General features: G+C 40.6%; 6 protein-coding genes and 3 rRNA genes. All 9 read right to left on the bottom strand.

Annotation, left to right across the window (positions count from 1 at the left end):
* Nucleotides 1-365: 365 nt before the first annotated feature.
* The 9 genes from rrf to hpt all read right to left on the bottom strand — a co-directional run bounded on the left by rrf (nt 366) and on the right by hpt (nt 14,028).
* Nucleotides 366-481, bottom strand: a 5S ribosomal RNA gene (rrf, locus tag BP18_RS11565).
* 91 nt (nt 482-572) lie between these two features.
* Nucleotides 573-3,493 (bottom strand): 23S ribosomal RNA (locus tag BP18_RS11560).
* Between the two features lie 223 nt (nt 3,494-3,716).
* A 16S ribosomal RNA gene (locus BP18_RS11555) occupies nt 3,717-5,278 on the bottom strand.
* The 16S, 23S and 5S rRNA genes sit together here, the layout of an rRNA operon.
* Nucleotides 5,279-5,869: 591 nt before the next feature.
* Entirely contained in the window at nt 5,870-7,051 is a 1,182-nt protein-coding gene (locus tag BP18_RS11550; protein ID WP_029276370.1) for an AI-2E family transporter, read from the bottom strand.
* 129 nt (nt 7,052-7,180) lie between these two features.
* Nucleotides 7,181-8,680, bottom strand: a complete 1,500-nt coding sequence (gene lysS, locus BP18_RS11545; RefSeq protein ID WP_007724344.1) for a lysine--tRNA ligase — start codon at nt 8,678-8,680, stop codon at nt 7,181-7,183.
* 310 nt (nt 8,681-8,990) lie between these two features.
* Complete coding sequence (gene cysK / locus BP18_RS11540) at nt 8,991-9,920, bottom strand: cysteine synthase A (protein WP_007724342.1); 930 nt, start codon at nt 9,918-9,920, stop codon at nt 8,991-8,993.
* Nucleotides 9,921-10,246: 326 nt separating this feature from the next.
* Nucleotides 10,247-11,128, bottom strand: coding sequence for an Hsp33 family molecular chaperone HslO (gene hslO / locus BP18_RS11535; protein WP_007724340.1), 882 nt, complete (start codon nt 11,126-11,128; stop codon nt 10,247-10,249).
* Between the two features lie 96 nt (nt 11,129-11,224).
* Nucleotides 11,225-13,378 carry an ATP-dependent zinc metalloprotease FtsH gene (gene ftsH, locus BP18_RS11530; RefSeq protein ID WP_029276372.1) on the bottom strand — a complete coding sequence of 718 codons (2,154 nt, stop codon included), beginning with the start codon at nt 13,376-13,378 and terminating at the stop codon, nt 11,225-11,227.
* Between the two features lie 104 nt (nt 13,379-13,482).
* The gene (gene hpt, locus BP18_RS11525) at nt 13,483-14,028 is read right to left on the bottom strand and encodes a hypoxanthine phosphoribosyltransferase (protein ID WP_029276374.1); all 546 of its coding nucleotides are present in this window, start codon (nt 14,026-14,028) and stop codon (nt 13,483-13,485) included.
* Nucleotides 14,029-14,030: the final 2 nt, after the last annotated feature.

The raw sequence follows: 14,030 nt of genomic DNA, 5'->3' as shown, positions 1-14,030 counted from the left end.
ACAAAAAACCTAAACTCATTCCAAATGCTCTATCTATTAGAATAGAACAGTTTCGAATCAATTTAGGTTTTGCCTGCTGAGATGCAGTAACAATCCTTTATTACAATCAATATAACATGGTAAGTTTCTTAATGCAAGCGTTTTTTTATTTGCGGTATCACTCTTTTTAAAACTCATTTAGTGTTGTTAAACGTGTGTCCTATTTGGCTCTATGCTTTTTAGTGTAGATACTAAGGCACTTACAAGGAAATCCGTCTATTCCATAAGAAGTTTTTGAAGCATCCACCCTGTTTAAAGAATAGCCTTTTTAAATTGAATAGACGTCAAAAAAAAGACACCATCCGAAGATGATGTCTTTTATATTTGCGTGGCAACGTCCTACTCTCACAAAGGGAAACCCTTCACTACCATCGGCGCTAAGAAGCTTAACTTCTGTGTTCGGCATGGGAACAGGTGTGACCTTCTTGCCATCATCACCACACAATTTCAATCAAGAGAACGTTGTTCTCTCAAAACTGGATAAGTTAATCATTGTTTTTCGTTCTGAAACCGTCTTACACCGTTTAAAAAATTTGGTTAAGTCCTCGACCGATTAGTATTGGTCCGCTCCATCTATCGCTAGACTTCCACTTCCAACCTATCTACCTGATCATCTCTCAGGGGTCTTACTCACTTACGTGATGGGAAATCTCATCTTGAGGGGGGCTTCACGCTTAGATGCTTTCAGCGTTTATCCCGTCCACACATAGCTACCCAGCAATGCCCTTGGCAGAACAACTGGTACACCAGAGGTGTGTCCATCCCGGTCCTCTCGTACTAAGGACAGCTCCTCTCAAATTTCCTACGCCCGCGACGGATAGGGACCGAACTGTCTCACGACGTTCTGAACCCAGCTCGCGTACCGCTTTAATGGGCGAACAGCCCAACCCTTGGGACCGACTACAGCCCCAGGATGCGATGAGCCGACATCGAGGTGCCAAACCTCCCCGTCGATGTGGACTCTTGGGGGAGATAAGCCTGTTATCCCCAGGGTAGCTTTTATCCGTTGAGCGATGGCCCTTCCATGCGGAACCACCGGATCACTAAGCCCGACTTTCGTCCCTGCTCGACTTGTAGGTCTCGCAGTCAAGCTCCCTTATGCCTTTACACTCTGCGAATGATTTCCAACCATTCTGAGGGAACCTTTGGGCGCCTCCGTTACACTTTAGGAGGCGACCGCCCCAGTCAAACTGCCCGTCAGACACTGTCTCCCAGCCCGATAAGGGCTGTGGGTTAGAGTGGTCATACAGCAAGGGTAGTATCCCACCAACGCCTCCACCAAGACTGGCGTCCTGGCTTCATTGGCTCCTACCTATCCTGTACAAGCTGTACAAACACTCAATATCAAACTGCAGTAAAGCTCCATGGGGTCTTTCCGTCCTGTCGCGGGTAACCTGCATCTTCACAGGTACTATAATTTCACCGAGTCTCTCGTTGAGACAGTGCCCAGATCGTTACGCCTTTCGTGCGGGTCGGAACTTACCCGACAAGGAATTTCGCTACCTTAGGACCGTTATAGTTACGGCCGCCGTTTACTGGGGCTTCAATTCTGAGCTTCGCCCGAGAGCTAACCCATCCTCTTAACCTTCCAGCACCGGGCAGGCGTCAGCCCCTATACGTCATCTTACGATTTTGCAGAGACCTGTGTTTTTGATAAACAGTCGCCTGGGCCTATTCACTGCGGCTGACCAATTGGTCAGCACCCCTTCTCCCGAAGTTACGGGGTCATTTTGCCGAGTTCCTTAACGAGAGTTCTCTCGCACACCTTAGGATTCTCTCCTCGACTACCTGTGTCGGTTTGCGGTACGGGCAGTTTGTTTCTAACTAGAAGCTTTTCTTGACAGTGTGACATCGGGAACTTCGGTACTTAATTTCCCTCCCCATCACAACTTGTTCTTAAAGAAGCAAGCATTTGACTCACTTCAAAACTTGTTGCTTGGACGCGCATATCCAACAGCGCGTATTCCTTAGCCTACTGTGTCCCTCCATTGTTCAAACAAAACAAACTGGTACAGGAATCTCAACCTGTTGTCCATCGTCTACGCCATTCGGCCTCGACTTAGGTCCCGACTAACCCTGGGAGGACGAGCCTTCCCCAGGAAACCTTAGTCATTCGGTGGACGGGATTCTCACCCGTCTTTCGCTACTCATACCGGCATTCTCACTTCTAAGCGCTCCACTAGTCCTCACGATCTAGCTTCAACGCCCTTAGAACGCTCTCCTACCATAGAACCAATGGTTCTATCCACAGCTTCGGTGTTATGTTTAGCCCCGATAAATTTTCGGCGCAGGGTCACTCGACTAGTGAGCTATTACGCACTCTTTAAATGATGGCTGCTTCTGAGCCAACATCCTAGTTGTCTAAGCAACTCCACATCCTTTTCCACTTAACATAAACTTTGGGACCTTAGCTGGTGGTCTGGGCTGTTTCCCTTTCGACTACGGATCTTATCACTCGCAGTCTGACTCCCGGATATAAATCAATGGCATTCGGAGTTTATCTGAATTCGGTAACCCGAGAAGGGCCCCTAGTCCAAACAGTTGCTCTACCTCCATGATTCTAATTCCGAGGCTAGCCCTAAAGCTATTTCGGAGAGAACCAGCTATCTCCAAGTTCGATTGGAATTTCTCCGCTACCCACACCTCATCCCCGCATTTTTCAACATACGTGGGTTCGGTCCTCCAGTGCGTATTACCGCACCTTCAACCTGGACATGGGTAGATCACTTGGTTTCGGGTCTACGACCACATACTCATTCGCCCTATTCAGACTCGCTTTCGCTGCGGCTCCGTCTCATCAACTTAACCTCGCATGGGATCGTAACTCGCCGGTTCATTCTACAAAAGGCACGCTATCACCCATTAACGGGCTTTAACTATTTGTAGGCACACGGTTTCAGGGGCTATTTCACTCCTCTTCCGAGGTTCTTTTCACCTTTCCCTCACGGTACTGGTTCACTATCGGTCACTAGGGAGTATTTAGCCTTGGGAGATGGTCCTCCCGGATTCCGACGGAATTTCTCGTGTTCCGCCGTACTCAGGATACTGATCAGAGTGAATTTGGTTTCGGATACAGGGCTTTTACCTTCTTCGGCAGACCTTTCCAGGTCGCTTCTCCTACCAAAATCATTTATGACTCTATGTGTTCAGTCCTACAACCCCAGAAAGCAAGCTTTCTGGTTTGGGCTATTCCCGTTTCGCTCGCCGCTACTCAGGGAATCGATTTTTCTTTCTCTTCCTGCAGGTACTTAGATGTTTCAGTTCTCTGCGTCTACCTCTACTGACCTATGTATTCAGTCAGCAGTAACATCCTATAAAAGATGCTGGGTTCCCCCATTCGGAAATCTTTGGATCAAAGCTCACTTACAGCTCCCCAAAGCATATCGGCGTTAGTCCCGTCCTTCTTCGGCTCCTAGTGCCAAGGCATTCACCGTGCGCCCTTATTAACTTAACCTATGGTTAATCGTTAATTTTCAATACTCATCTTGCGATGAGAACCTTAAAAAACTTACATTTAAAAATTTCGGTGTGTTTCTGGTTTCTTACTTGAATTACAATTTTTAACTTTATCCAGTTTTCAAAGAACAAGGTAGTGCATTTAAAAGATTGAGAAGATTAGACCTCTCAAAACTAAACAAAGTAAGTACGAATGTGTGGGTTTCCGTTAGTTTCCTTAGAAAGGAGGTGATCCAGCCGCACCTTCCGATACGGCTACCTTGTTACGACTTCACCCCAATTATCTGTCCCACCTTAGGCGGCTGGCTCCCAAAAGGGTTACCTCACCGACTTCGGGTGTTACAAACTCTCGTGGTGTGACGGGCGGTGTGTACAAGACCCGGGAACGTATTCACCGCGGCGTGCTGATCCGCGATTACTAGCGATTCCGGCTTCATGCAGGCGAGTTGCAGCCTGCAATCCGAACTGAGAATGGCTTTAAGAGATTAGCTTGGCCTCGCGACCTTGCGACTCGTTGTACCATCCATTGTAGCACGTGTGTAGCCCAGGTCATAAGGGGCATGATGATTTGACGTCATCCCCACCTTCCTCCGGTTTATCACCGGCAGTCTCACTAGAGTGCCCAACTGAATGCTGGCAACTAATAATAGGGGTTGCGCTCGTTGCGGGACTTAACCCAACATCTCACGACACGAGCTGACGACAACCATGCACCACCTGTCACTTTGTCCCCGAAGGGAAAGTCCTATCTCTAGGATTGTCAAAGGATGTCAAGACCTGGTAAGGTTCTTCGCGTTGCTTCGAATTAAACCACATGCTCCACCGCTTGTGCGGGTCCCCGTCAATTCCTTTGAGTTTCAACCTTGCGGTCGTACTCCCCAGGCGGAGTGCTTAATGCGTTAGCTGCAGCACTGAAGGGCGGAAACCCTCCAACACTTAGCACTCATCGTTTACGGCGTGGACTACCAGGGTATCTAATCCTGTTTGCTCCCCACGCTTTCGAGCCTCAGCGTCAGTTACAGACCAGAGAGTCGCCTTCGCCACTGGTGTTCCTCCACATATCTACGCATTTCACCGCTACACGTGGAATTCCACTCTCCTCTTCTGCACTCAAGTTCTCCAGTTTCCAATGACCCTCCCCGGTTGAGCCGGGGGCTTTCACATCAGACTTAAAGAACCGCCTGCGCTCGCTTTACGCCCAATAAATCCGGACAACGCTTGCCACCTACGTATTACCGCGGCTGCTGGCACGTAGTTAGCCGTGGCTTTCTGGTTAGATACCGTCAGGGGATGAGCAGTTACTCTCATCCTTGTTCTTCTCTAACAACAGAGTTTTACGATCCGAAAACCTTCTTCACTCACGCGGCATTGCTCCGTCAGACTTTCGTCCATTGCGGAAGATTCCCTACTGCTGCCTCCCGTAGGAGTCTGGGCCGTGTCTCAGTCCCAGTGTGGCCGATCACCCTCTCAGGTCGGCTACGTATCATCGCCTTGGTGAGCCATTACCTCACCAACTAGCTAATACGCCGCGGGTCCATCCATAAGCGGTAGCCGAAGCCACCTTTCTTCCATTCGTCAGGAGACGATTAGAAATATGCGGTATTAGCATCCGTTTCCGAATGTTATCCCCCTCTTATGGGCAGGTTACCCACGTGTTACTCACCCGTCCGCCACTCCTTAACTTCGATGGGTGCAAGCACCCGGTGAAGTTAAAGCGTTCGACTTGCATGTATTAGGCATGCCGCCAGCGTTCGTCCTGAGCCAGGATCAAACTCTCATATAAAATGATGCTTGAAGCTCATTATTGAATTGCTAGCGAATAATTATTCACTATTTTGTTACTGTTGACTCAGCACTGCTGAGTCACCCTCACATTTGGTTCGTCTTACTTTGTTTAGTTTTCAAAGGTCTAAAGTTGATTGTTTCGTTTTGACAACTTACTAATAATATCACGTTCGATATCGTCTGTCAACAACTTTTTTAATTTTTGTTTCTCGCTTTAGCGGTTTGTTTCAACCTGTCTCAGCGACGTATATAAATATAACAAGGTTTTAGCGTTTCGTCAACAACTTTTGCATAAAAATTTAAAAGAAAATTTATATACGAACTTTTGTTATTTAGCATTCGTTGGAAACCGTTATTTTTCACTAAACAACGAATGAACCAATTGCATTTCTCATAAACGTTCAACATGAATGAATTTACATTTTTTTTACATATTTATCCTTTTTAGTTTATTAATTCATTATTTCTTCTTTGAAGTTTATTAAATAACTAGAAGAACGCTCTAAACCAATTAGTTAATCAATGGTTTAGAGCGTTCTTCTAGTTCTATCTTAGAATCTTCTATTTAATTTATTTACTTTAAAGAATCTTATTTCTTTTCTTGATAATTTTCTGGAGTAAATACGGTATTTTCGTAATTTCCTGCTTCATCGCCATAGTATTTATTATAACGTTGCTTGAATTTTCGAAATACAAATGTTGCTATTACTCTTGAAATAGCATAAATCGGCACACCTAGCACTAAACCAACAAAGCCAAGCAAATCTCCTAAAACGAGTAAGACAATAATAATCGTTAGAGGATGCACATTTAAATTCTTACCCATAATATTAGGTTCGACTAAATTACCATCAATAAATTGGACAACTGCCCAAACAATTAATAATTTAAGCACCATTACCCATGAAGTAGTTAATGCTATTATTATCGCTGGTATCATCGCAAGAGCTGCTCCTACATATGGAATAATACTTGTAAAAGTCGCTACTATAGCTAATACTCCTGCATACTCTAACCCAATTATAGTAAATCCAATGACCATCATGATTCCTAAAGAAAGCGAGATCATCAATTGTCCTTTAATATAAGAACCTACTTGATCATTAATTGTTGCAAAAATATTTTTAATATCTTTTCTAAATTTTGGCGGAATGATTTTAATCACATAACTAAAAAACTTTTCATCGTCTTTCAATAAGAAAAAGGCAATAATTGGAAATGTTACTATCACTACTACAACATTTGAAACTGTAGAAAAAATATTTGTCAGTCCATTTACAGCTGTATCAAAATAGTCAACGACAACACTTGGGATATTACTTACCCATCCATTCAACCACTCTACAAGATCGCTTGCTGAATTTTCAAGAGGGGTTCCTTCTACCCAACCTAAGACAGTTGTTCCAATGGTATCTACATAAGAAGGAAAGTTATTGACCAGACTTGTCACTTGATCTTGAATAGGCGGAAAAGCTAATGCTACTAATCCTACTAGGATTCCAATAATGGCGACAAATAGGAAAGTAACTCCCCATATTCGTTTAATTTTATACCGTTCCAACCAATCCACAATAGGATTAAGAAGGTAATAAAGTATAAAAGCTAAAATCAGAGGAGCAATCAATGTAGAAAAAATAACTTGTAACGGTTCGAAAATAAAAGCAATCGCATTGTAAATATAAATAAGTATTCCTATCATTATAAGAAGAAGTAATGTAAAAATAATATTATTGCCACCTAAATAATTCATAAATCTTGTTTTCTCTTTCATTATGTACCTCCTTATTTTAAAGTTGCTTTAACCGCAACTATTTAGTAATTCTCTTAATTCCTTTATTTTAAACTACTTTATATTTAAAGTAAAAAAATCAACTCCTCGAAAGGAATTGATTTTGTTTTTTTATTGATTACGCATAGTCGGGAATAACAATACATCACGAATAGATTGTGCATCCGTTAAGAGCATAACTAGTCGGTCAATCCCAATTCCTAAACCACCTGTTGGAGGCATACCATACTCTAATGATTCAATGAAGTCTTCATCAATCATATGAGCTTCATCATTTCCGAGCGCGCGTTCTTGCATCTGCGCTTCGAAACGTTCTCTTTGATCAATTGGATCATTCAATTCACTAAAGGCATTTCCGTACTCATGTCCTACGATGAATGCTTCAAAACGATCCGTAAAGCGAGGATCTTCTACATTTTTCTTAGCTAATGGTGAAATTTCTAGTGGATGACCATAGATAAATGTCGGTTGGATCAATTTATCTTCTACAAATTTTTCAAAGAATTCATTCACAACATGGCCAAATTGGCTGTGCTCTGTTACAGGAACATCATGTTCTTTAGCTAATGCACGTGCTTCTTCATTGGTCATTTGTTGCCAAAAATCTACACCTGAATGTTCTTTTATAGCGTCAACCATATGTTGTCGTTTCCATGGAGATTCTAAATCAATGGCTTGTTCGTTGTAAGTGATCTTACCTGTACCTAAAACACGTTGTGCTACAGTACGGATTAAACCTTCAACTAAATCCATAACATCTTCAAAATCAGTATAAGCAGTATAAGCTTCTAACATAGTAAATTCTGGATTATGAGTCGTGTCTACTCCTTCATTACGGAAAACTCGTCCAATTTCATAGACTCTTTCCATTCCACCAACAATTAGTCGTTTCAAATGCAATTCAAGAGCTATACGTAAATACAGTTCCATGTCCAATGCATTGTGGTGTGTAATAAATGGACGCGCCGCAGCACCACCAGCTAAATTATGGAGAGTAGGTGTTTCTACCTCTAAGTAATCTTGTTCATTCAAATAATTACGAACTTCACGGATAATTTGACTGCGTTTCGTGAAACGGTCAAAACTTTCACGATTGCTGATTAAATCCAAGTAACGTTGACGGTATCTTTGTTCAACGTTTGTTAGTCCATGATATTTATCTGGCAATGGACGTAACGCTTTTGATAATTGTGTAACTGAAGTTGGTTTAATCGTTACTTCACCTGTATCAGTTTTCATAATTGTTCCTGTGACTCCAATAAAGTCTCCTAAATCAGCACTCTTGAAAGTAGCGTAGTCTTCTTCACCTACAGCATCTTTACGTACATAAATTTGAATTTGTCCTTTGCGATCTTGCAAATGAGCAAATCCAACTTTCCCTTTACCGCGCTTCGTCATAATACGACCAGCAACAGTTGCTGTTTCTTCTTTTTCAGCTATTTCTTCTTTAGTAAATTTATCATACGCTTCATGTAATTCATTTGATAGATGGCTTCTTTCAAAACGTCCACCAAATGGATCTACATTACGCTCACGTAAAACATCTAGCTTCTCACGGCGGACAATCAATTGATCATTTAGTTCTTCGTGGTTTAATTCTTCGTGGCTCATTATTTCCGCTCCATTTCTTTTATAAGTTCGTTCATACTCAAATTATCACTCTTAATAATGCCAACATAACGCAAAAAAAGCAAGGAAATTACGAATGTTCTCATACATTTCCTAACTTTTTTTCGAAATTTCTTATTTAACAGCTATCTCATTTGTTTATTCAGACTCTTTAAACGCAAGTCATTCAGTTCTGCAACACTTAAATTCTCTGTGAGAATCTCATTTTTTTGCATCTGTGCATTTTACAATCTAGATAGAGTAGTACGAGAAAGGTCGAAATACGTCTCGACCTTTTTCTAGCACTCTTTAATTAGTCTACATAAGGAAAGACATTCATTGATAAGTAGCGTTCTCCATTATCTGGCGCTACAGTGACAACTTTTTTTCCTTGACCTAATTTTATCGCAACATCAATAGCGCCTTTAATCGCAGCACCAGAGGAAATACCGACTAACAAACCTTCTTCTGCAGCTAAGCGGCGAGTCATTTCAAAAGCTTCATCACTAGATACTTGTAAAATTTCATCATAAAGAACTGTGTCTAATACTTTAGGTACAAATCCAGTTCCAATACCTTGAATTTTATGGGGTCCTTTAGGTTTACCACTTAAAACAGGTGATTCAGTTGGCTCTAACGCATAAATTTTAACTGCGGGATCAACTTTTTTCAACGCTTGTCCAACTCCGGTTAACGTTCCACCCGTACCGACTGCAGAAACAAATGCGTCCGGTGCTATACCACCAAAGGCTTCTAAAATTTCTGGCCCAGTAGTAGCTGCATGTACTGCAGGATTGGCAATGTTTTCAAATTGCATCGGCATGAAATAGCCCTTAGTTTCTACAAGTTCTCGCGCTTTATTAATTGAAGCAGTTATTCCATCTGCTCCAGGCGTTAAAATAAGTTCCGCACCATAAGCTTTCAATAATTTTCTACGCTCTACACTCATTGTATCAGGCATAACAAAAATAGCTTTGTAGCCTTTTGCAGCTGCGATCATCGCTAAACCAACACCAGTATTTCCACTTGTTGGTTCTATAATAGTATCGCCTGGTTTTAACTTGCCTTCTTGTTCTGCCACTTCAATCATATTTAAAGCAATACGGTCTTTTACACTTCCACCAACGTTAAAGGATTCAAGTTTTACATACACTTCTGCTGCATCTGCAGGAACCACTTTTGTTAAACGTATCATAGGTGTTTCTCCAATTAAATCCGTTACTGAATGAACTACTTTTACCATATTATGTTACCTCCTAAAATAAAGTTCTTTATCTTTTTAGTTTAAGGTTTATCGCTTACAATATCAAGCACAACGTTTTAGGTCGATTTTTTAACCATCATCAGATGCGTCAAATATTATTTTTCTTCCTTATCATTTTAAATTTTATTTTTTTCAAATTACATAAACTATAAAATAAAAGCTTTAAACAGCTGACTTTTGGTCAATTGTCTAAAGCTTTCTCTTTTGGTTCTTCGTCAAATAGTGTGGATGCGCCTAAAATTATTGTGGAATATTAAGCATGAACTAAATTCATCTATCCAAACTAAAAAGTATAGAGCACATTTTTAACTATTTGAACTTACTTTTAATGCTTCTAAATCTTCAACCGTATAGTGGTAATGGTTGCCACAAAAATGACAACTAGCCTCTGCACCTTGGTCTTCAGTGATCATATCATCAATCTCTTTTGATCCTAAAGCAATGATTGCTCTAGAGAAACGGTCTTTAGAACAGTCACAATTAAATGTAATCGGTGCTTTTTCTAAAATTTTAGCATTTCCTTCACCTACTAAGCGTTCAAGTATTTCTTCAGGTTTTTCTCCTGTCTCCATTAAGTGAGAAACCATAGGAATAGATGCAATGCTTTGTTCTAATTTAGTAATCGTTTCATCCGTTGCACCTGGCATTACTTGGATCATAAATCCTCCAGCTGTTTTGATAGAATCATCGGTGTCTACTAAAACACTTAGGCCAAACGCTGAAGGTGTTTGTTCAGAATTCGCCATATAATAAGTGAAGTCTTCGCCTAATTCTCCGCTGATTAGAGGAACTTGACCTGAAAAAGTATCTTTCATCCCAAGATCTTTTGTTACAGTCAAACTTCCTTCAGTCCCAACTGCTCCACGAACATCAATTTTCCCAGCAGCATTCGGTGGCAAACTCACTTTAGGGTTAGCAATATATCCTTTTACTTCGCCTTTTGAATTGCTGTCTACAATAATGTGCCCAGCCGGACCATTTCCTTCAACTTTAACAGTAATCTTTTCTTTCCCTTTTAAAGTAGCACCTAGCAATAAAGCGCCAATCATTGTACGTCCTAGAGCTGCTGAAGATGCACTCCAAGTATCATGTCTCTTTTGTGCTTCTCTCACTGTTTCGGTTGCATCAATTGTATACACTCGTACTTGTCCATCAAAACAAATACTTTTTAATAAATAATCTGACATTTTTCCGTCTCCTTTAAAGGTCTCTTAATTTTAAATTCAGTACAAAAGAGGGACGCAACAGTGTCGCATCCCTCTTTTAATTTTGTGTTTGTAAGATTACGAACGTTTTGAAGAATCATCCGATTTGTCTTCATCATTATGATTAAGATCTTCATCTGTACCTAATTCTTTTTTCACTTCTTCAACAATATCTTTATCATCATCTTGAACAGAATCTTTAACTTTCGCTTCTTCTTGCTCTTTTTTTAGACGTGCTGCTTCTTTAGCCTCACGAGCTTTTTTCACTTCTTCAAAAGAAGATCCTTCTGCTTCGTGTGGGAATTCTTCAGTCGCTTTATCAGGAGCTACGGGCATTTCGCCTGTTTCAAATAAACTCTTAATAGTACGTTCGTCTAATGTTTCAATTTCAAGAAGTTTTTCAGCAATTAATTTGTGTTCTGCTTTATATTGTTCTAAGATTTTACGCGCTTCAGTGTGAGCTTCCACAATAATACTACGAACTTCTTGATCAATTTCATAAGCAATTTGTTCAGAGTAAGCTTTTGTTTGACCATAATCGCGTCCTACAAATACTTGATGATTTCCTTCGTATTGAACAGGACCTAATTTATCACTCATACCATATTCAGTAACCATACTACGAGCTAATTGAGTCGCTTGTTGGAAGTCATTGCTTGCGCCAGATGATTGAGAGTTAAATACCATCTCTTCAGCTACACGTCCACCTAACAAACCAACAATTTGTTCAAACATTTCTTTTTTAGTCATTAAGAAACGATCTTCTTTAGGAAGCATGATTGCATATCCGCCAGCTTTCCCACGAGGGACAATCGTCACTTTATGAACGATGCGGGCATCGTTTAGAACCATTCCAACAATGGTATGACCAGATTCATGGTAAGCAACCATTGCACGTTCTACTTTACTAATCACACGATCTTTTTTAGCTGGACCAGCAATAACGCGGTCTTGAGCTTCATCAAGATCTAATGCATCGATTTCTTTTTTATTGCGACGAGCGGCTACTAAAGCTGCTTCATTTAATACGTTTTCTAAATCTGCTCCGGAGAATCCTGGAGTTTGTCTTGCTACAACTGCTAAGTCAACATCAGCAGCTAATGGTTTATTTTTAGCATGCACTTTCAAGATAGCTTCACGGCCCTTAACATCAGGGTGTCCTACTAAAATTTGACGGTCAAAACGACCTGGACGTAATAAAGCTGGATCTAATACATCAGAACGGTTTGTAGCGGCAATGACGATAACTCCTTCATTTCCTGAAAAACCATCCATTTCTACTAACAATTGATTTAATGTTTGCTCACGTTCATCATGTCCGCCGCCCATTCCTGCGCCACGTTGACGACCAACAGCATCTATTTCATCAATAAAGATAATTGCTGGTGCTGCTTTTTTAGCATTTTCAAACAAGTCACGTACACGACTTGCCCCTACCCCAACAAACATTTCAACGAATTCTGAACCAGAAATCGAAAAGAATGGTACTCCTGCTTCACCGGCAACGGCTTTAGCTAGCAATGTTTTACCCGTTCCTGGAGGTCCTTCTAATAAGACACCTGCTGGAATACGTGCTCCTAAAGCTGCAAATCGTCTAGGATCTTTTAAGAACTCAACTACTTCAACAAGTTCTTCTTTCTCTTCATCAGCTCCTGCTACATCAGAGAATCGTACTTTACTAGCTTTACTATCGGCTTCCTTAGCTTTTGATTTACCAAAGTTCATCACGCCTCGTCCACCTTGACCACCACCGCCTTGACCACTTTGTCCCATCATCATGTAGATGAAGAAAACAAAGATAACTAATGGCAATACTGAAATCAATAACGTAACCCAAATACCCGTTGTTTCTTCTTGTTGAGGTGTATATTTAATATTATTTTTGTCTGCTAATGCTGTAATTTCTTGTACAGATGTATCATTTTGCAAAATCGCTGTTGTAAAGGTTGTATTCGTTGTGTCTGTTGTACCAAAAATATCAACACCTTGACTAGAACTTTCCTTTGCAGGTTGTTTTTCACGGTACTCACCCGTTACTTGATATACTCCAGCGTTAGGCTGAATCGTAAATGATTTTATTTTATTCTCTTCTAATTGCGTCACGAATTCACTAGCTGAAAGAGTTGTATTTTTTTGTCCTGAGGCTCCATCTGTTGCCCAAGTTACAATCCCTATGATGACTAAGAAAACGATTGCGTAGAAGAACCCATTTTTAAAGAGTCCTTTTTTCATTGTGCCCTCCTTCTACAAACAAACTTATTAAGTTCTATTCTGTATTTTAATTTAAATGATTCTTAATTTTGTTCATTGTACCACATTTGACCAACATTGACCATTTATTTCTCTTCGTAAATTTCAGGCTTTAAAACACCTATATATGGTAAATTACGATATCTTTCAGCATAGTCTAAACCGTACCCAACAACAAATTCATTTGGCACTAGAAAACCAACATAGTCAGCTTTAATGTCTACAACACGACCTTCTGGCTTATCTAATAAAGTAACAATCTTGACTGAACGAGCTTTACGGTATTTAAACATGTCGATCAAATAATTTAATGTCCGTCCACTATCAATAATATCTTCTACTAATAATAGGTCACGACCTTCAACATTCGTATTTAGGTCTTTAACGATTTTGACTTCACCTGAGGAAACCATTCCATTTCCGTAACTTGAAACGTCCATAAAGTCCATTTCCAAATAAATATCCATTTCTTTCACTAAATCAGATAAAAAAGGCATAGCTCCTTTTAAGATACCTACTACTAAGGGATTTTTATCTTGATAATCTCCTGTTAATTGCTTACCTAATGCTTTTGTTTTTTCAGCTAATTCCTCTTGTGAGAAAAGCACACGTTCAATATCATTTTTCATTATTC

Source organism: Carnobacterium jeotgali MS3 (assembly GCF_000745125.1).
Lineage (GTDB): Bacteria > Bacillota > Bacilli > Lactobacillales > Carnobacteriaceae > Carnobacterium_B > Carnobacterium_B jeotgali.
This window is presented reverse-complemented; position numbering and strand designations above follow the sequence as displayed.

What these genes read in the sequence shown, in the direction of transcription:
- lysS (WP_007724344.1), bottom strand. Translation starts at nt 8,680, where the DNA reads ATGAGCCACGAAGAATTAAACCACGAAGAACTAAATGATCAATTGATT.
- hslO (WP_007724340.1), bottom strand. Translation starts at nt 11,128, where the DNA reads ATGTCAGATTATTTATTAAAAAGTATTTGTTTTGATGGACAAGTACGA.
- cysK (WP_007724342.1), bottom strand. Translation starts at nt 9,920, where the DNA reads ATGGTAAAAGTAGTTCATTCAGTAACGGATTTAATTGGAGAAACACCT.
- BP18_RS11550 (WP_029276370.1), bottom strand. Translation starts at nt 7,051, where the DNA reads ATGAAAGAGAAAACAAGATTTATGAATTATTTAGGTGGCAATAATATT.
- ftsH (WP_029276372.1), bottom strand. Translation starts at nt 13,378, where the DNA reads ATGAAAAAAGGACTCTTTAAAAATGGGTTCTTCTACGCAATCGTTTTC.